We start from the raw sequence: 18,250 nt of genomic DNA, 5'->3' as shown, positions 1-18,250 counted from the left end.
ATCAGGTGCGACCGGCCGCTGGCGCGACGTCGCGCAGCGCGTTGAACCCGACCCACCCCCAGTAGACGCGATGATGCGCGATCAGCCCGCCGCGCAGATCCATCACCTCGACGAGATCGACCTGATCGCCGTCCGGCGTTTCGCGCGGATATTCCCACGTGAGTTGCTGGCCGTTCGAAAAGAACAGGCCCGTGCGGTACCAGCGTCCGAGCCGGTTGCCCGGATTGCGCAGCCCTGCCGCGAAGAACGCGCCGATCGCGGGCTTGCCGTGCAGCACGCCCGAGCCGTGATCGGGCAGCGTGGCGACGATCAGCGGCGTTTCGAGGATCGCGTCGTCCGCGTACAGCGACATCAGCGCATCGAGGTCGCGTGCGACGACGGCGGCGTGCCAGTCTCGATGGATGCGGTGCGCATCGGTGTCGGCGTGGGTCATGGCGGGTTCCGGCAAGCGTGGATAACGGCACCACTGTATTGATGCAACGCTGCCGGACGTTTCACCGCAGGCCGAAACGTGGATGTTGCGTGCGCGGACCGCGACCGCAACCGCGACCGCGACCGCAACCGCAACCGCAACCGCAACCGCAACCGCAACCGCAACCGCGTTCAGCCGTTCGCGTCAGCCCCCCAGCGCGCCGAGATTCAGTTCATGCGACTTACCGATCCACACCGCGCTGTCGCGATGGTCGCGCAGTTCGTCGTTGGTATTCGGATGCAGGAAGATATCGAGCGCGCCGTGATTCAGCACGAGCCACGGCACGATGGTGTCGAACCGCGTGGCGTCGAACGCGATCTGGTACGACCAGGCCGGATGCGGGCCGACGAGGCGTTCGTGAAAGCGGCCGAGCTCGATGATCGCGCCGAACCGCTCTTCGACGACGAGGCGAAACGCCCAGGCCGCGTCGCGGCTGGCGGCGTCGAAGTAGACGTGTGCGTGCCAACTGTTGATCGCGGTGGAATCGATGTCAGCCATGACGGGACTCGTGAGAAGAATAGGAAAGGGATGAGCGCCGTGACATACGGCCGATGCGCAATTATCGCGCTGACTCGTCGGACACGTCTTGTCATTGAGCGATAAATCGGCGCGGAGGATTTGTCGTGCGTCAGAGAAACTGGTGCGTTCGTCGAAGCATTCCCCGTTCATGTCCGCATGTGCGGCATCGCGCCGACAGCCTTGCCAGTGCGGACGCTAACCGAAATCGCTCCGGCAATACGTCATTTCGAAAATGGCAAAAGCGATTCGCGCACCCGCATCGAATCGTCTGCAAAAACGCGATCAGGTCGTTGAATGAAATAAAGAAATTCCGCTCTGGTGGCATTGGCGAATCAAGCGGGTCGCGCCTCGGCTATGAGTGCCGAAAATATCAATTGCTGAATCGGCTATTCAAGCGTGCGGCCGCGCGACATACGATGGTTTCACCGCATCGACGTCGAAGATCGATGCGGACGCAACCATATGGAGGCCATGATGCGATCCGTTGTTTCCCTTGCAGTGCTGTCCGGCGCGCTTGCCGCGCTGCCCGCCGCGAGCTTCGCGCAGTCCGTCGATACCGAGTGGCAGTCGAACGTCGCGCCGTTGACCTGGTCCGCGGCGCGTGCCGAAACCGACGTGCAACTGATGCAGATGACGCGCGCCGGCTATCGCGCGACGACGGCCGGCAACCAGAACTATCCGCTCGCGATGCAGCGTGCGCTCGACCGCGTGCGGAACCCGGTGCCCGACCGCTCGCGCGACGAGAAGGCCGCGATGGAAGCGCGGGCGGCCAGCGCCGCGCAGAGCGGCCATCCGGTAAAGGCGTTCTTCGTGAAGACCGCGTACTACCTGAAAGGCGAGAACACGTTCTGATGCGGGAGACGAGCATGGCATGCGCGAACCGACTCGCCGACGCGTGGCGCACGTCGACGATCCGCCGGCTGCCGCGCGCGTGCGCGACGCGGCGGCGTGACGATCCGTACGCCGCGCGGCGCCGCGCGAACGGCCATCGCGCCGCGCGCCCCGGCGCCGTCGCGTGCCGCACCGGGTGGCCGCGCTTCGACGCGGACGACGTTGCCGCCAGCGAGAGCGGATCATGAAGGCCGTCCGGAAAAGCCGTCGCCATCCGCCGCTGACGCGCGAATGGCTGCTGCCGTTGCCGCCCGCACATGTGCGCGACATCTCGCTGAAATGCCACATGGCGCTCGTCGCGCTGCGCGGCGAGCACGGCAGCGAAACGTTGCTGATGCGGTTGCGCACGAGCGTCTACCTGGTGTTCCTCGCGCTCGACGACGCGGTATCGGCGGACGCGAGCATCGACCTGTGCGTCGATGCGGAGCGCGTACTCGATGCGAGCGTCGAGCGCGCGGCGGAAAGCGGCGCATGGACGCTGCACGACGACGAATGCGCGGTGCTCGAGCGCATCCTCGCCGCGAACGACGCATGCGTCGCGACGCTCACGCGGCACCGGCTCGCCGAGCTGTGGCGTCACGTCAGTGCGTTCGCGTCGGCCGACCAGCCGGCCCTCGTCGCGCAAGCCGCGGCGAAGATGCGGGAACCGGCCATTCTGCATTGAGCGTCGTCGACGCGACCGGCGCCGCGCGATGTTTCATACCTGTCCCATTCCCCGGCGCCAACGCTCGCCGTCTAATGTCATGACAGGAACCGGACGGGTTCGGTCGATGACGAGCCATCCTCGCGTGGGCGATGATCGTGCGTGTCGGCGTGAACGCATCCGTTTCGATCAGGAGGAGCGATGGCGCTATACAGGATCGGCGGCTACTTCACGTGCGGAAGCGGCCGCGCATTCAGCGAGAACCTGCCGCCGGGCAGCGAAGTGACGATCGCGGGCATCTATCGATGCACCGTATGCGGCGACGAGATCGGCATTGCGAAGCGGCAGACGCTGCCGTCCGAAGACGAGCATCGGCACGATCTCGATCCGCCGTCCGACCCGCTGCTCGACCCCGGCCCGACCGCCTGGCAATTGATCGCGGCCGCGGAGTCGAGACACTAGGCGAGCGGCGTTCGCCCGCTCATGCGTGCGCGGATGCGCGCCGCTCCCCGCACGAAGGCCAACACAACCCAAGCCCGACAAAACAAAAGCGCCACGGAGCGAACTCCGTGGCGCTTCTTCGATGCCGGCCGATGCGGAGGCGCGAACCTCCGCATGGCGACACGCGCTTAAGCCGCCGTTGCCGGCTTGGCCGGCTTCTGCAGCTTGCCCTTGCCGGCGCGCTGGATTTCCTCGAGCTTGATCTCGACGTGGCGCGAGAACACGTACTCGGCCGGACGCTGCTTCGCGATCGAGATGTCCGGCGCGAACGCGCCTTCGGTCTTGATGCCCTTCCGGCTCACGGCGAACGCCTTCAGCGGATGCGCGATCGTGTCCATCACGGCGGTGGCTTCGAAGCCGCAGTGGACCATGCAGTCCGCGCACTTCTCGTAGTTGCCGACGCCGTAGTTGTCCCAGTTCGTGTCTTCCATCAGTTCCTTGAAGGTCTTCACGTAACCTTCGCCGACCAGATAGCACGGCTTCTGCCAGCCGAACACGGTACGCGCCGGGTTGCCCCACGGCGTGCACTTGTACGTCTGGTTGCCGGCCAGGAAGTCGAGGAACAGCGACGACTGGCTGAACGACCAGCGCTTGCCGCCTTCGCCGCGCTTCAGGATTTCGCGGAACAGGTTCTTCGTCTTGTCGCGGTTCAGGAAGTGCTGCTGATCCGGCGCGCGCTCGTATGCGTAGCCCGGCGACACGGTGATGCCGTCGACGCCGATCGGACCCAGCGTGTCGAAGAACTTCGCGACGCGCTCGGGGATCGCATCGTTGAACAGCGTGCAGTTGATGTTCACGCGGAAGCCGCGGCGCTTCGCTTCCTTGATGGCCGCGACCGCCTTGTCGTACACGCCGTCCTGCGACACTGAATGGTCGTGCATTTCCTTGTCGCCGTCGAGGTGGACCGACCAGACGAAGTACGGATTCGGCTGGTAGTCGTCCATCTTCTTTTCCATCAGGAGCGCGTTCGTGCACAGGTACACGAACTTCTTGCGCTTCATGATGCCCTTGACGATCTCCGGCATCTCCTTGTGGAGCAGCGGCTCGCCGCCGGCGATCGACACGATGGGCGCGCCGCACTCGTCGACGGCTTCCAGGCATTCCTCGACGGACAGGCGCTGGTTCAGGATCGGGTCCGGATAATCGATCTTGCCGCAGCCGTTACAGGCGAGGTTGCAGCGGAACAGCGGCTCGAGCATCAGCGCGAGCGGATAGCGTTTGTTGCCGGACAGGTGTTGGCGCATGATGTATGCGCCGACGCGGACTTGCTGGAGCAGCGGAATAGACAAGAGATGTCCTCCTTAAACTTCGCGGGCGACAGCTTGCGTAAGCTTCGCCGGCAACTTGAATTCGACTTTTTCCTCACGGCCCGCCATCGTCGTGACATCGACGGGCCCCAGCGCGCGCAGCGCGCCAATTACATCCTCGACCATTTCCTCGGGTGCCGACGCGCCGGCGGTCAGGCCGACCGTCTGCACGCCCGCGAACCATTCGGCCTTCACTTCCGAGCCGTCGGCGACGAGATAGCTCGGTACACCGCTTTCGGTGCCGATCTCGCGCAGGCGGTTCGAGTTCGAGCTGTTCGTCGCACCGACGACCAGCAGCACGTCGACCTGGCCGCTCAGCTCGCGCACGGCGGCCTGGCGGTTTTGCGTCGCGTAGCAGATGTCGCGCGTGTCCGGGCCGACGATGTCGGTAAACCGGCGCTGCAGCGCTTCGATGATGCCGCGCGTGTCGTCGACCGACAGCGTCGTCTGCGTGACGTACGCGACCGGCGTGTCGACCGGCAGCGTCAGCGTATCGACTTCGGCCTCGCTCTGCACGAGGATCACCTCGGCCGGGATCTGGCCGATCGTGCCCTCGACTTCCGGATGGCCCGCATGGCCGATCAGGATCAGCCGGCGGCCCGCCGCGACGTACTGGCGGCCCTGCACGTGCACTTTCGTGACGAGCGGGCAGGTGGCGTCCAGCACGTCGAGCCCGCGCGTTTCCGCGTCGCGTTCGACGGTCTGGGCGACCCCGTGCGCGCTGAAGATCGCCACGGCGCCGTGCGGCACCTCGTCGAGCTCCTCGACGAATCGAGCCCCTTTATTACGCAGGTTTTCGACGACGTGCCGGTTATGCACGATCTCATGACGCACATAGACCGGCGCGCCGTGCTGTTGCAGCGCGCGATCGACGATCTCGATCGCGCGGACAACCCCCGCACAAAAGCCGCGGGGCTGGGCAAGGATGACTCGCATAAGTGAGCGAACTCCGACGACAGACGCCGGGTTCGAAGAGCTGGCACCGCTCGCTCGCCCCGGCTTGATGTTATGAAGGCAGGAAACGAACCGGCCAGGCCAGGCCCCGGAACCCCGAATTAATCGCGCATTTTAACCCTATCGGGCCGTCCTTGCTCTGGTGCTGTATCGGCGTGTTGCATCCGCCGCAGCGCCGCGTCGGCGCTCGCGCGCGCGGAACCCGGTAAACTGCGCGGTTTCGCGGGCAGCCCGTCCGGCTGCCCGGCATCGCGCTCATTTCAAGGCCATTCGATGACCGTCGATTCTTACGCGTATTGCCCTGCCGCCGATGCGGTCAAGGATGTTTTCACTCCGACCCTGATTGAGATCGAACGATCCGGGGCTGCTGGCGCCGGCGTCCGGCAGGAGGCGTGCCGATGATGCTGGCGATTACCTTTCTGGTGTCCGGCCTGTCGCTGCTGATCTGGATCGTGCTGCTGGTCGCGCGCGGCGGCTTCTGGCGCGCGCGACCGCGCGGGCCTGCCGCGGAAGCGCGCGGCGCCGCGGCCGAGGCCGGCTGGCCGGCGGTCGTCGCGGTCGTGCCGGCGCGCAACGAGGTCGACGTGATCGCGCAAGCGGCGACGTCGCTGCTCGAGCAGGATTATCCGGGCGACTTTCATCTGATCATTGTCGACGACCACAGCGACGACGGCACCGCCGCCGCAGCCCGCGCGGCCGCGCTCGCGATCAACCGCGCCGACCGGTTGACGGTGCTGGCCGCGAAGCCGCTGCCGGCCGGCTGGTCGGGCAAGGTGTGGGCGCAGTCGCAGGGCATCGCCGCGGTGCGCACGCTCGGGCTGCCGGCCGACTACCTGCTGCTGACGGATGCCGACATCGGCCATCCGCCCGACGCGGTGGCGCAGCTCGTCACGCGCGCGCAGGCCGAACAGCGCGATCTCGTGTCGCTGATGGTGCGGCTGCGCTGCGATTCGTTCTGGGAAAAGGCGCTGATACCGGCGTTCGTGTTCTTCTTCGCGAAGCTCTATCCGTTCTCGTGGATCAACAATCCGCGCAACCGGACGGCCGGCGCCGCGGGCGGCTGCATGCTGGTCAAGCGCAGCGCGCTGGAAGAGGCCGGCGGCATCGAATCGATCCGCGGCGCGCTGATCGACGACTGCAGCCTCGCCGCGCAGATCAAGCATCGCGGCAGCGGCCGGCATCCGATCCGGCTCGACCTGGCCGAGCGCAGCGTGTCGCTGCGTCCGTACGACAGCTGGCGCGACATCTGGAACATGATCGCGCGCACCGCGTTCACGCAGCTCCATTATTCGCCGCTGCTGCTCGCCGGCACGCTGCTCGGGATGACGATCATCTATCTCGTGCCGCCTGTGGCCGCGCTCGCATACGGCGCGCGGGCCTGGCCGGCGTGGCTGGCATGGGCGTCGATGTGCACCGCGTATGCGCCGATGCTGCGCTATTACCGGCGCTCGCCGCTGTGGGCGCCCGCGCTGCCGCTCGTGGCGCTGTTCTACGTCGGCGCGACGTTCGCGTCCGCGTGGCGCTACTGGCGTGGCAAGGGCGGTCAGTGGAAGGCGCGGGTGCAGGCGCCGGTGGAGCGCTGAAGCGGGCCGGCGGATGCCGGCCGTCAGGACCACCGGATTGCTGAAAACAGACAGCCCGAATCGACGTGAGCCGATTCGGGCTGTTTGCTTTCCGGCCGACGTCCGGTCGCCGCTGCACGCGTGCTTACCGCTGCGTCAGCATCATGTACATCTGGATCACGACGTCCGGCGAGAACGTGAACGGCACCCAGCCGTAGCCGGTGTGGCGCGCGACCAGCAGACGATCGCCGTTCGACTGCTTCTGCACGGCCATCATCGGGTTCTTCGTCGTCACGAAGCGCCAGCCGGCCGGGATGCCCGGCGGCGGTTCCGGCTGCATCGACGCGCGCGCATGCGCGAGTTCCTCGATCAGCTGGCCCAGCTGCTCCGGGTGCAACGTGATCGACTGGCCGTTGACGGTCAGCGTCAGTTCGTTCTGCGACGGGCGCGCGACGTGCAGCGTCGCCTTGTCCGCGGGGGCGTCGGTGGCTGCTTCGGCCGCGGGCGCGACTTCGATCGCGGTGTCGGCGGTGGTGGTCGCGACGACGTCGGTGATCGCGTCGGCCGCCGCAGCGGCGACTTCATCGGCAGCAGCCGGCGCGGTGGCGTTCGTCATCGGCTCAACGGCGGACTCGACGGCCGGTTCGACCACGTCAGCCGCGACGGCCGGCTCGGTGGCCAAAGCTGCCGCGTTCGTCGCGGCGTCCTTCACGACGGCTTCGACCAGCGCTTCCGCGTCGGCGATCGCCTTCGCGTGACGCTCGGCGGCCGCTTCGGCCTGCGCGATCGCTTCGGTATGGCGCTGCGCGACGGCCTCGGCCTCGGCGGTCGCCTCCGCATGGCGTTGCGCGGCCGCGTCGGCTTGCGCGATCGCTTCGGCGTGACGCTGCGTGATCGCTTCGGCTTCGGCGGTTGCCTCGACATGGCGCTGCGCAGCCGCTTCCGCTTCGGCGATCGCCTGCGTGTGACGCTGCGCGAGTGCCTCGGCCTCGGCGATCGCGGCCGCGTGGCGCTGCGTCGCGGCCTCGGCTGCGGCGGTCGCCTCCGCATGGCGCTTCGCGGCGGCTTCGGCTTCCGCGGCGGCCGCCGCATGACGCTGCGCGGCCGCGTCCGCTTCGGTCGCGGCGGCGTGATGACGCTGCGCGGCGGCCTCGGCTTCGGCGATCGCGGCCGCATGACGCTGCGACGCGGCTTCGGCATCCGCGTGGCGCTGCGCGAGCGCCTCGGTCAGCGCGGTCGCTTCGGCGTGCCGCTGGACGGCGGCCTCGGCCTGCGCGGCGGCTTCGGTGTGGCGTTGGGCGGCGGCTTCGGCCGCGGCGGTGGCGTCGGCGTGGCGCTGCTGCGCGGCATCGGCGTCGGCGGCTGCGGCCGTGTGGCGCTGCGCGGCGGCCTGTGCTTCGGCTTCCGCGGCGGCGTGACGTGCGGCGGCGGCCTGGGCTTCCGCCGCGGCGGCGCGCGCGAACGCTTCCGCGCTGCGTGCCGCCTGCTGCGCGGCGTGGTGATCGTGGAGGAGCTGATCGACGCCCGCGTTGAGCGAATCGATCTGTTCGTTCAGGTTCATGCGTGTCTTCTCTGCGTAAGACCCGCGATTTTAACCGCTGCGCCGGTGCCGGTCCGTCAGCGACGTGTAACAAAGTGCGCAAAGCGGCGTGAAATACGCCGCTTTGTGTTACTTCAGGTAGCCCGCCGAGCCGAACCAGTCGAGTGCATCGCGCAGTCCTTCGCGGTACGGACGCGCGCGGTAGCCGAGCTCGCGCTCGGCCTTCGCGGACGTGAAATACATCTTGTTCTTCGACATCCGCAGCCCGTCGACGGTCACGAACGGCTCCTTCTTCGTGAACTTCGCGACGGCCTCCGCACCGACGGCGAGCGGGTAGAGGGGCCAGCGCGGCAGCGCGATCGTCGGCGCCTTGCGGCCCGTCATCTGCGCGATGTCGGCCAGCATCTGCTGCAGCGGCAGGTTCTCGCCGCCGAGGATGTAGCGCTCGCCGATCCGGCCGCGCTCGAGCGCGAGGAAGTGGCCGTGCGCGACGTCGTCGACGTGCACCAGATTCAGCCCGGTATCGACGAACGCGGGAATCTTGCCGAGCGCGGCCTCGACGATGATGCGGCCGGTCGGCGTCGGCTTCACGTCGCGCGGGCCGATCGGCGTCGACGGGTTGACGATCACGGCCGGCAGCCCTTCGTCGGCGATCATCCGCTCGACCGCGCGCTCGGCCAGCACCTTGCTGCGCTTGTACACGCCGATCGCCTGCTCGGCGGTGAGCGGGCGGTTCTCGTCGGACGGATCGCCGGCGCTCGTGACCTTCAGCGTCGCGACGCTGCTCGTGTAGACGATCCGTTCGACGCCTTCGGCGCGCGCCGCGCGCATCGTCGCGACCGCGCCTTCGAGGTTCGCGCGCTCGATCTCGTGCGGGTCCGGCGCCCACAGCCGGTAGTCGGCCGCCACGTGCAGCAGGTAGCGCACGCCGCGCAGCGCGGCGCGCATCGACGTCTCGTCGCGCATGTCGCCGGTGACGATCTCGGCGTCGAGATCCGCGACGTTCGTGCGCGGGCTGGTCGGGCGCACCAGCACGCGCACCGCATAGCCTTTCTGCTGCGCGATGCGTGCGACGGCCGAGCCGACGAAACCGGACGCGCCGGTGACGAGAACGAGATCGCGGGAGGTATCAGTCATGCGTTTCCTTCAGGGCCGCGCGCGGGCGGCACGGCGGTTGTGCGTCGGCGAGATTGTACGTGGTCGGCGCGCCCGGCGACGCGAGCGCCGTCCTCGGGCACGCACGCATCGCCGGGCAGCAAACCCGCAGTTGCATGCTCGCGCGGGCGGCTGCACTGGCGACGGCGCCGAGCCGGCCCGCCGGGCCCGTGTGCGAAGCGGCCGACGCGACTACAATGCCGGGCTTGAATGGATTGCACGACGGGAGGGCGACGCGATGAGCCGCAATGAACTGGACGAACGGATCGAGACCTACTACGTGCGGGTGCGCGGCGTCGTGCAGGGCGTCGGTTTCCGTCACGCGACGGTGCGCGAGGCGCATGCGCTGAAGCTGCGCGGCTGGGTCGCGAATCTCGAGGACGGCAGCGTCGAGGCGATGATCCAGGGCCCGGGCGCACAGATCGACCGGATGCTCGCGTGGCTGCGCCACGGGCCGCCGGCCGCGCGCGTGACCGAGGTGACGTTCGAGGAGCGCCACGTCGAAAAGCGCTTCGAGCGCTTCCAGCAGCAGTAACGCGCAAGGCTAAAACAACATGACGGGGTATCCGGAGGCCGGGCGCGGCATCGCGCTGTCGGTGATGGCGTCGACGCTGTTCGCGCTGATGTCCGCCTACGCGAAACTGCTCGCGCCGCTCACGGGGCTCGACATCTTCGCGTGGCGCATCCTGTGGACCGCGCCGGGCGCGCTCGCACTGATCGCGCTGCGCGGCCGCTGGCCGGCGCTCGTCGAACTCGTGCGGCGCGGCGTGCGCGACTGGCGCCTGCTGGTCGCGCTGCCCGCGAGCGCGGCGCTGCTCGGCCTGCAGCTGTGGCTGTTCCTGTGGGCGCCGCTGCACGGACGCATGCTCGAAGTGTCGCTCGGCTATTTCCTGCTGCCGCTGACGATGGTGCTCGTCGGCCGCTTCTACTATCACGACGGCTCGATCGCTGCCAATGGGCGGCGGTCGCGCATGCGCGGCGCTCGGCGTCGCGCACGAGTATGGGCGACGCGCGCGTTCGCGTGGCCGACGCTCGTCGTCGCGCTCGGCTATCCGCCGTATTTCGTGCTGCGCCGCCGGATCAACGCCGATTCGCTGGCCGCGTTCGCGCTCGAGATCGTGCTGCTGTGTCCGGTCGCGTTCGCGATGGTGTCGGCGAGCGCGACGCCGGTCGCCAGCCATCCGCTGCTGTGGTCCGTGCTGCTGCCGGGGCTCGGCGTGCTTAGTACGCTCGCGCTCGCGAGCTACCTGAAGGCGAGCCGGATGCTGCCGATGGCGCTGTTCGGGATCCTCGGCTACGTCGAACCGGTGCTGCTCGTCGCGGTGTCGCTGCTGCTGCTCGGCGAGACGCTGAGCGCCGCGCAGCTCGCGACGTACGGGCCGATATGGGCGGCCGTTGCATTGACCGCGTGGCACAGCGCGATGCTGATGCGGCGCTTGCCCGCGCGCGGCTGAGCATCGCCGCCCCGCCGCGCGACGGCGGCAACGAACGTGCCGCGCAGCGCGCATTGCTTGCGTCGCGTCACGCGATGCCGGCGTCGAACTGGCATCGCGCCGACATCCGGCTGACGTCTGGCTGGCGGCCTCGCCAGCGTTGCATCGCCGATGTCACGCCTGTAATCGAACAGAAGATTCCGTTGCACTTTGTTACTTAGGGTATCTCCCGACCGGCCGCTAGACTGATCTGACCGCCTCCTCTTCGTATGCGGCTTTTCCATGAACGGTCATTTCCGTGCCGGGCCGGCCGGGTTGGCGCGATACGAGCATACGCGTAGCGCCGCCGATTGCGTTCGCCTTCTCCCTTCCGAATCCTCCTTCGGTGCATGCCGCACCGTCGTCGTGCAGGTGCGGCCATGTCGTTGAACGCGCCGCCTGCCGTCCCGATGCCGCCGACCCGTAGCGTCCGCCTGATCGAAGTCGATTTCTTCCGCGGCATCGTGCTGCTGATGATCGTCGTCGATCACATCGGCGCGAGCGTGCTGTCGCGCGTGACGCTCCATGCATTCGCGCTGTGCGATGCGGCCGAGGTGTTCGTGTTCCTCGGCGGCTTCGCGACCGCGACCGCGAGCGCGTACGGCGCGATCGCCGACCGGCACGGCGCGCGCGCGGCGCAGCGGCGGTTCGTGCGCCGCGCGATGCAGATCTACCGCGCGTTTCTCGCGACGTCGACGCTGATGCTCGTCGTGTCCGCCGTGCTCGACCATTACGGGATCGACACGCCGAACCTCGCGCTCGACGACGTCAGCGTGATGCTCGCGTCGCCGCTCACGGGGCTCGCCGAACTGCTCACGTTCCAGCGCCAGCCGTATCTCGCGTCGGTGCTGCCGATGTACGTGCTGTTCGCGCTCGCGTCGCCGGTGATCGTGCCGTTCGCGCGCCGCCATCCGTGGCTGCTCGTCGCGTTCGGCGCGACGTCGTGGCTCGCGGCGGGCTGGCTCGGCCCCGAGCTGCTGGACACTGATGCGTTCCGCTGGAACTTCAACCCGTTCGCGTGGCAGCTGATGTTCGTCGCCGGCGTGCTCGCGCGCTGCCAGCCTTTCTACCGGTACGTCGCGCTCGGGCGGTGGAGCGCCGCGGCGACCGGCGTCGCGTGCGCGATCGTGCTCGGTTGTGCGAGCTACAAGCTGTTCTCGGGGCTGCCGTTGCCGGAAGGTATTCTCAAGCGCGATCTCGCGCTGCCGCGCATCGTGAGCTTCGCGGCGATTGCCTGGCTGATGGCCGACTGCGTACGCTACGGCTGGATCGCGCGCATTGCGCGGGCCGTGCAGCCGGTCGTCGCGGTCGGCCGGCGCGGCCTGATCTGCTTCGTCGCGGGCGCGGCGATCTCGCTCGTCATCGATTCGCTGCTGCATCCGGTCGCGAACGGCGCCGAGCTGCGGCATATCGGCGTGGGCCTCGCGGCCGACGCATGCGCGGTCGGGCTGATGATGGCGGTGGCCGGTTCGGGAACGTGGTTCGCACGCCGGCGCGGCGCGGCCGCGTGAACGGTGCGGGAAAACGCGCAGGCGGCACGCAACGTGCCGCGCGGTGCGCTCAGTGAGGTGAGCCGATACGGGAGCGGGGGACGACGGTCGCGTCGTCGGATTCGGCGTCGTCGCGTTCGTCGGACTTCGGATCGTCCTGCTGCGCGAGCACCGCGTCGGCTTCGGCCGCGGCCCGGGCGGCGCGCAATGTGGTGCAGCGCTGCGCGTGCCGGATGTCCGACAGTATCCTCAAGAGCCGAGTCGTCTTGTTTTTCATGATCTTCTCCCGCCAGTGCGCATCACGACGGAGCGGATGCGCCGTTGCAACCAGTGTAGGACGTGCTGGCCGCGCTGGCGGGAGAATGTGGCGTGCACGCCGCACGCCGAGGGATAGTACTTACTGCGCCGAGGCCATCGCCTGCGCCTGCACCGCTTCTTCCTCGCGGCGCTCTTCCGCGCAGCGCTGATGCTGGCGCGACAGGCGGTTCATCATCGGCAGCAGCAGCAGGGCGAGCAGCATGCCGATCGCGGCGAGCCAGCCGAGCTTCTCGAACAGCGACAGGTACAGCGGCAGCGATTCGGTGGCCGGCAGGTCGTGCGACGGCATCTGCGCGAAGTTCGCGACGACGCTGCCCAGATACTGCGACACACCCGTCGCGACGAAATACGCGCCCATCATGAAGCCGCTCATGCGCGCCGGCACGTAGCGGGCGATCATCGCGAGGCCGAGGCCGCTCACCAGCAGTTCGCCGAGCGAGTAGAGGCCGTAGCCCCACACCATGAACCACGACGACACGCGGCCGTCCACCGCGTAGCGGCCGCTGATCGTGAACACCAGGTAGCCGGCGGCTACCGCGCCGAAGCCGAACGCATACTTCGCGGCGACCGGCAGGTCACGGCCGCTCTTCGAGAACGCGTTGTAGACCCACACGAGCACCGGGCTCAGCATCATGATCCAGATCGGGTTCAGCGCCTGGAACTGCGCGGCGCTCCACGTGAACAGCGTCGTACCGAACAGGATGAAGCGCGGATCGACGTTGCGCAGCGCGAACAGCGTGAGCGACGTCGACATCTGCACGTAGAAGATGAAGAACAGGATCACCTGGCCGATCAGCACGAGCGCCGCGATCAGGCCCGCGCGTTCCGAACGCTCCGACTTCGCGATCATGTACGCGAAGATCGCGAGGATCGCGAACGCCGCCGTCCATACGCTCGCGACCGCGAGCTGCTTGTGCTGCAGCACGTACAGCGTGACCAGCGCGAGCGCCACGCCGCCCGCCGCCACGCCGCCGAGGCGCTTCCAGCGGATCGGTTCGTCGTCGGGCTGCGAGCCGATGTGCGCGAGCGTGCGGTGCATCAGCATGAAGTTCAGGATCGCGAGCAGCATGCCGGCGCAGCAGACCGCGAACGCGGTGTGCCAGCCCCAGTGATCCTTGATCCAAGGCGTCGCGAGCATCGACACGGTCGAGCCGATGTTGACCGCCATGTAGTAGATCGTGAACGCGCTGTCGATGCGCGCATCGTCGCCTTCGTAGATGCGGCGCACGAGGTTCGCCGCGTTGGCCTTGAACAGGCCGTTGCCGACGACGATCACGCCGAGCGATGCGTACATGTACGCCAGCGCGTCGTTCGGGATCGCGAGCATCAGGTAGCCGGCGCACAGCACGGCCGCGCCGATGATCATCGTGCGACGGGCGCCGAGCACCTTGTCGCCGATCCAGCCGCCGATCGACGGCGACGCGTAGACGAGCGCGGTGAACGCGCCCCAGGTCAGGTTCGCATGGCTGTCGGTGAAACCGAGCCGGTCGACCATGAAGAGGACCAGGAGCGCGGCCATACCGTAGTAGCCGAAGCGCTCCCACATTTCGATGAGGAAGACCGTCGTAAACGAACGGGTCTGTGAAACAGGTGCGTGCATCATCAATCTCGTTTGAAACGGACGGCGCGGATCGCGCGTCGCCTTGGGGGTCGAACTGGCGCCGGAGCACGGTGGCCGGGTAGGCTTTGCGTCGGCGATGGAGCAGTCGGGCGGGTTAGCCCGGGCCGGGGTCGGACTCCGCCCGATAAGGCGGTGCGAGGCCCCGACCGGCGCGCGAGTGGTAACGTTTGCCGGTCCGGTGCGTCAGGTCCGCGCCACTCAGGGAAACTCCCGATATGGCAGCAGCTTTCAGGAAAATTTGTCTCATCATCTATTTGTAAGCTTTGCGCCCGTTCTCCGAAAATTCCCGGAGAGCCGCTTGCAGCTTGCCTGTGAAGCCGGCGAGTCTGGCAAGATAGCGCGTCGTTTCGCCCGCTTCGTGCCCTGTTTAGTGCACCGGGCTCAACACCGAAGACGTGTGCGAACCCGAAGATTAAGCTATCTCGTATTAACTTAGTTACTTTCCATCAAACATTTTTTGACGACCACTTTTCGGCCTGCTATGGTTCCCCCCACTGAAAACTCGCGAGCGGCAGACGCTGCCGCACTCGGCAGCAAGATTCGCGCGTTGCGCCAACGACTCAAGCGCACGCTCGACGACACCGCTACCGCCGCGGGGATTTCGAAGCCGTTTCTGTCTCAAGTCGAACGCGGGCTCGCGTCGCCGTCACTGACGTCGCTGGCCGGTATCGCACAGGCGCTCGGCGTGACGGTGCAGTACTTCGTGGATACGCCGAGCGAGGAACGCTCGGTCTGCAGAGGCGATCAGTTGCGCTTCTTCGGATTCGCCGATTCGGCGAACCTGTTCGCGAGGCTGACCAACGTGACCGAAGGGCGTCAGCTCGAGGCGATCCTCGTGCGGATGCCGCCGGGGCAGAAGCGGTCGGAGGTGACGACCCATGCAGGAGAGGAATTCCTGTATGTGATTGAAGGGGAAGTGTCGCTGACGCTGGAAGGCAAGACGTTCGTCCTGCAGGCCGGCGACAGTTCGCACTATCAGTCGACGGTCCCGCACAGCTGGGTCAACACCGCGAAGGTCGAGTCGGTGGTGGTCTGGGTCGGTACGCCGCGGCTGTTCTAACGCACAGGTATTCCTTCGTTTCCAAGACGGAATGCCTGTCGAAAGAAACGTAAGGAATACTAAGATGCAATACGAGAATCACGGGCCTCCTCAATCGCTGTACCCGTCAGCGTCTCACGCGTAACCGCGGCATCCGCCGCGCATCGCTCGCCGAACAACTTTCTCAAGACTGCCACGATGAAATCCTTGCATGCCATGTCGGCCGTGCTGGCCGCGCTCGCCCTGACGACGCCCGTCGCCCACGCCGTTACCGTTCCGTCGAACGTCACGCTCGCTCCTCAACAGGACCTGACGCGCCAGGTGCCCGCCGAAGTCGAGTCGCTCGACCCGGCGCACATCGAATCGTGGACCGGCAACACGATCGGCCTCGACCTGTTCGAAGGGCTTGCCCGCATCGACGCGGCCGGCCAGGTCGTGCCGGGTGTCGCGCAGTCGTGGGAGCGCAAGACGCCGCAGACCTGGATCTTCAAGCTGCGCCACGATGCGAAGTGGAGCAACGGCCAGCCCGTGACGGCCGCCGATTTCGTCTACTCGTGGCAGCGCCTCGTCGACCCGAAGACGGGCTCGAAGTACACGATCCTCGTCGAGTTCGTGAAGAACTCGAAGGACATCATCGCCGGCAAGGCCGCGCCGACGACGCTCGGCGTGCGCGCAGTCGACCCGTACACGCTGGAAGTGACGACCGACGTGCCGGTCGCGTTCTTCCCCGAACTGACCGCGATGGTGCCGCTCGCGCCGGTGAACAAGGACACCGTCGCGAAGTTCGGCGACGCATGGACGCGTCCCGGCAACATCGTCAGCAACGGCGCGTACCAGCTCGTCGACTGGCAGCCGAACAACCGCATCGTGATCTCGAAGGACGCGAAGTACTGGAACGCGCCGAAGGTCGTGATCAACAAGGTCACGTACCTGCCGATCGAAAGCGACGAAACGGCGATGCGCATGTACCAGGCCGGCCAGATCGACTACAGCTACTCGATCCCGTCGGGCATCTTCCAGCAGGTCAGCAAGCAGTTCGGCGGCGAACTGCGCCCGGGCCTGCAGCTCGCGACCTACTACTACTACCTGAACAACAGCGACGCGGCGCTGAAGGACAAGCGCGTGCGCCAGGCGCTGTCGATGGTGATCGATCGCGACGTGCTGACGTCGAAGCTCACGCAGGCCGGCGAGAAGCCGATGTACGGCCTGATGCCGAACGGCACGAAGGGCGTGCACCCGTTCACGCCGGAATGGGCGTCGTGGCCGATGGCCAAGCGCGTCGCGACCGCGAAGGACCTGCTGAAGCAGGCCGGCTTCTCCGATGCGAAGCCGCTGTCGTTCACGCTCACGTACAACACCAACGACCTGCACAAGAAGGTCGCGCTGTTCACCGCATCGGAATGGCGCACGAAGCTCGGCATCGACACGAAGCTCGAGAACGTCGAGTTCAAGGTGCTGATGAAGGAGCGGCATGACGGCAAGGTGCAGATCGCGCGCGACGGCTGGTTCGCCGACTACAACGACGCGATGACCTTCTTCGACCTGATCCGCTGCGGCAGCTCGCAGAATACCGTCGGCTACTGCAACAAGCAGGCCGACACGCTCGTCGAAGAAGGCAACCAGAAGCTCGACGACAAGGCGCGCGCCACGCTGCTCACGCAGGCGCACGACGCGGCGATGAACGACACGCCGATGGTGCCGCTGTTCCAGTATTCCGCGGACCGGCTCGTGAAGCCCTACGTGGGCGGCTACTCGCTGAAGAACGTGATCGACATGCGTGCTTCGCAGGACATGTACCTGATCAAGCACTGAGCGGAGCGATCATGCTGGCCTACGCATTGAGACGCACGTTGTGGGCGGTGCCGACGATTCTCGCCGTCATCACCGTCTGCTACCTGCTGCTGCACTTCACGCCCGGCGGTCCGTTCGATACGGAGAAGCAGCTGTCCGCGGCGACGCTCGCGAACCTGAACGCGAAGTACCACCTCGACGAGCCGCTGTGGAAGCAGTACCTGCTGTATCTCGGTTCGCTGCTGCACGGCGATCTCGGCCCGTCGTTCCGCTACGTCGACTGGTCGGTGAACGATCTCGTGAAGAAGGCGCTGCCCGTGAGTCTCGGCGTGGGCGGCATCTCGATCCCGCTCTCGATCGGGTTCGGCGTGCTGCTCGGCACCGTCGCGGCCGTGCGCCGCGACAGCATGATCGACCGCTTCGTGATGCTGATCGGCAACTTCGGCAACGTCGTGCCGCCGTTCGTGCTCGGCCCGGTGCTGGTGTGGATCTTCGCGATCCTGCTGAAGACCTCCGCCGGCAACGGCTGGCTGCCGGCCGGCGGCTGGGGCGACGGCGGCTGGCAGTACCGGCTGCTGCCGATCGTGCTGCTGACCTTCATCAACGTATCGCTGCTCGCGCGCGTGATGCGCGGCTCGATGATCGAGACGCTATCGAGCAACTTCATCCGCACCGCGCGCGCGAAGGGCCTGCCGGGCTCGACGATCGTGCTGCGCCACGCGCTCAAGCCCGCGCTGATGCCGGTCGTGTCGCTGTTCGGCACGGTCTGCATCACGTCGATCACGGCGGCCGTCGTCACCGAATCGGTGTTCGCGCTGCCGGGGCTCGGGCAGCTCGTCGTGAACGGCGCGATCAACCGCGACTACACGCTGGTGCTCGGCCTCGTCGTGCTGACGACCGTCTGTGCCGTGCTGTTCAACCTGCTGGTCGACCTCGCGTACGCGTGGCTCGATCCGCGTATCCGTTATTGAGCGA

Annotated in this window: 19 protein-coding genes; 11 read left to right on the top strand and 8 right to left on the bottom strand. The window is 67.2% G+C overall.

What is annotated here, in order from left to right; all coding sequences use genetic code 11:
- Position 1: 1 nt before the first annotated feature.
- Together PL79_RS01460 and PL79_RS01450 are read right to left on the bottom strand one after the other, a co-directional pair.
- Positions 2–433, bottom strand: a complete 432-nt coding sequence (locus PL79_RS01460) for a nuclear transport factor 2 family protein (RefSeq protein WP_044844974.1) — start codon at positions 431–433, stop codon at positions 2–4.
- A gap of 183 nt (positions 434–616) precedes the next feature.
- Complete coding sequence (locus PL79_RS01450) at positions 617–970, bottom strand: DOPA 4,5-dioxygenase family protein (protein WP_044844975.1); 354 nt, start codon at positions 968–970, stop codon at positions 617–619.
- Positions 971–1,465: 495 nt separating this feature from the next.
- On the opposite strand from PL79_RS01450, the gene PL79_RS01445 reads away from it, so the two are divergent.
- The 4 genes from PL79_RS01445 (at position 1,466) to PL79_RS01430 (ending at position 2,987) form a co-directional block, all read left to right on the top strand.
- Positions 1,466–1,843, top strand: a complete 378-nt coding sequence (locus PL79_RS01445; protein WP_044845034.1) for a hypothetical protein — start codon at positions 1,466–1,468, stop codon at positions 1,841–1,843.
- 14 nt (positions 1,844–1,857) lie between these two features.
- Positions 1,858–2,070 carry a hypothetical protein gene (locus PL79_RS35965; protein WP_044844976.1) on the top strand — a complete coding sequence of 71 codons (213 nt, stop codon included), beginning with the start codon at positions 1,858–1,860 and terminating at the stop codon, positions 2,068–2,070.
- The gene (locus PL79_RS01435; RefSeq protein ID WP_044844977.1) at positions 2,067–2,546 is read left to right on the top strand and encodes a hypothetical protein; all 480 of its coding nucleotides are present in this window, start codon (positions 2,067–2,069) and stop codon (positions 2,544–2,546) included. The genes PL79_RS35965 and PL79_RS01435 overlap by 4 nt, the downstream gene beginning before the upstream one ends.
- A gap of 180 nt (positions 2,547–2,726) precedes the next feature.
- Entirely contained in the window at positions 2,727–2,987 is a 261-nt protein-coding gene (locus PL79_RS01430) for a hypothetical protein (RefSeq protein ID WP_044844978.1), read from the top strand.
- A gap of 167 nt (positions 2,988–3,154) precedes the next feature.
- Here PL79_RS01430 and hpnH read toward each other — a convergent pair whose 3' ends face one another.
- Positions 3,155–4,315, bottom strand: coding sequence for an adenosyl-hopene transferase HpnH (hpnH, locus tag PL79_RS01425; RefSeq protein ID WP_044844979.1), 1,161 nt, complete (start codon positions 4,313–4,315; stop codon positions 3,155–3,157).
- Positions 4,316–4,327: 12 nt separating this feature from the next.
- Entirely contained in the window at positions 4,328–5,269 is a 942-nt protein-coding gene (gene ispH, locus PL79_RS01420) for a 4-hydroxy-3-methylbut-2-enyl diphosphate reductase (protein WP_044844980.1), read from the bottom strand.
- A gap of 416 nt (positions 5,270–5,685) precedes the next feature.
- Between ispH and PL79_RS01410 the strand changes: the two genes are divergently transcribed.
- Positions 5,686–6,870: a glycosyltransferase gene (locus PL79_RS01410; protein WP_135800928.1), complete on the top strand. Its 1,185-nt coding sequence runs from the start codon at positions 5,686–5,688 to the stop codon at positions 6,868–6,870.
- A gap of 124 nt (positions 6,871–6,994) precedes the next feature.
- Here PL79_RS01410 and PL79_RS01405 read toward each other — a convergent pair whose 3' ends face one another.
- On the bottom strand, positions 6,995–8,410 hold the full coding sequence (locus tag PL79_RS01405; RefSeq protein ID WP_044844981.1) for a hypothetical protein: 1,416 nt from the start codon (positions 8,408–8,410) through the stop codon (positions 6,995–6,997).
- A gap of 108 nt (positions 8,411–8,518) precedes the next feature.
- Positions 8,519–9,526 (bottom strand): hopanoid-associated sugar epimerase, encoded by a 1,008-nt coding sequence (hpnA, locus tag PL79_RS01400; RefSeq protein ID WP_044844982.1) that lies wholly within the window; start codon positions 9,524–9,526, stop codon positions 8,519–8,521.
- Positions 9,527–9,782: 256 nt separating this feature from the next.
- Between hpnA and PL79_RS01395 the strand changes: the two genes are divergently transcribed.
- The 3 genes from PL79_RS01395 to PL79_RS01385 all read left to right on the top strand — a co-directional run bounded on the left by PL79_RS01395 (position 9,783) and on the right by PL79_RS01385 (position 12,527).
- Positions 9,783–10,079: an acylphosphatase gene (locus tag PL79_RS01395; protein WP_044844983.1), complete on the top strand. Its 297-nt coding sequence runs from the start codon at positions 9,783–9,785 to the stop codon at positions 10,077–10,079.
- A gap of 19 nt (positions 10,080–10,098) precedes the next feature.
- Positions 10,099–10,998 (top strand): EamA family transporter RarD, encoded by a 900-nt coding sequence (gene rarD / locus PL79_RS01390; RefSeq protein WP_135800927.1) that lies wholly within the window; start codon positions 10,099–10,101, stop codon positions 10,996–10,998.
- A 398-nt stretch (positions 10,999–11,396) separates the two neighbouring features.
- The gene (locus PL79_RS01385) at positions 11,397–12,527 is read left to right on the top strand and encodes an OpgC domain-containing protein (RefSeq protein WP_044844986.1); all 1,131 of its coding nucleotides are present in this window, start codon (positions 11,397–11,399) and stop codon (positions 12,525–12,527) included.
- A gap of 49 nt (positions 12,528–12,576) precedes the next feature.
- Here PL79_RS01385 and PL79_RS01380 read toward each other — a convergent pair whose 3' ends face one another.
- Both PL79_RS01380 and PL79_RS01375 read right to left on the bottom strand, forming a co-directional pair.
- Complete coding sequence (locus PL79_RS01380) at positions 12,577–12,783, bottom strand: hypothetical protein (RefSeq protein WP_044844987.1); 207 nt, start codon at positions 12,781–12,783, stop codon at positions 12,577–12,579.
- Positions 12,784–12,903: 120 nt separating this feature from the next.
- Positions 12,904–14,427, bottom strand: coding sequence for a peptide MFS transporter (locus PL79_RS01375; RefSeq protein ID WP_044844988.1), 1,524 nt, complete (start codon positions 14,425–14,427; stop codon positions 12,904–12,906).
- 499 nt (positions 14,428–14,926) lie between these two features.
- Here PL79_RS01375 and PL79_RS01365 point away from each other — a divergent pair, with 499 nt between their 5' ends.
- The 3 genes from PL79_RS01365 to PL79_RS01355 all read left to right on the top strand — a co-directional run bounded on the left by PL79_RS01365 (position 14,927) and on the right by PL79_RS01355 (position 18,246).
- On the top strand, positions 14,927–15,505 hold the full coding sequence (locus PL79_RS01365) for a cupin domain-containing protein (protein WP_044844989.1): 579 nt from the start codon (positions 14,927–14,929) through the stop codon (positions 15,503–15,505).
- Positions 15,506–15,682: 177 nt separating this feature from the next.
- Positions 15,683–17,296, top strand: a complete 1,614-nt coding sequence (locus tag PL79_RS01360) for a peptide ABC transporter substrate-binding protein (protein WP_044844990.1) — start codon at positions 15,683–15,685, stop codon at positions 17,294–17,296.
- 11 nt (positions 17,297–17,307) lie between these two features.
- Positions 17,308–18,246, top strand: a complete 939-nt coding sequence (locus PL79_RS01355; protein WP_044844991.1) for an ABC transporter permease subunit — start codon at positions 17,308–17,310, stop codon at positions 18,244–18,246.
- The last annotated feature ends 4 nt before the right edge of the window (positions 18,247–18,250 follow it).

It is taken from the genome of Burkholderia sp. USMB20, from assembly GCF_000949135.2.
In the GTDB taxonomy this organism is placed as follows: Bacteria; Pseudomonadota; Gammaproteobacteria; order Burkholderiales; family Burkholderiaceae; genus Burkholderia.
This window is presented reverse-complemented; position numbering and strand designations above follow the sequence as displayed.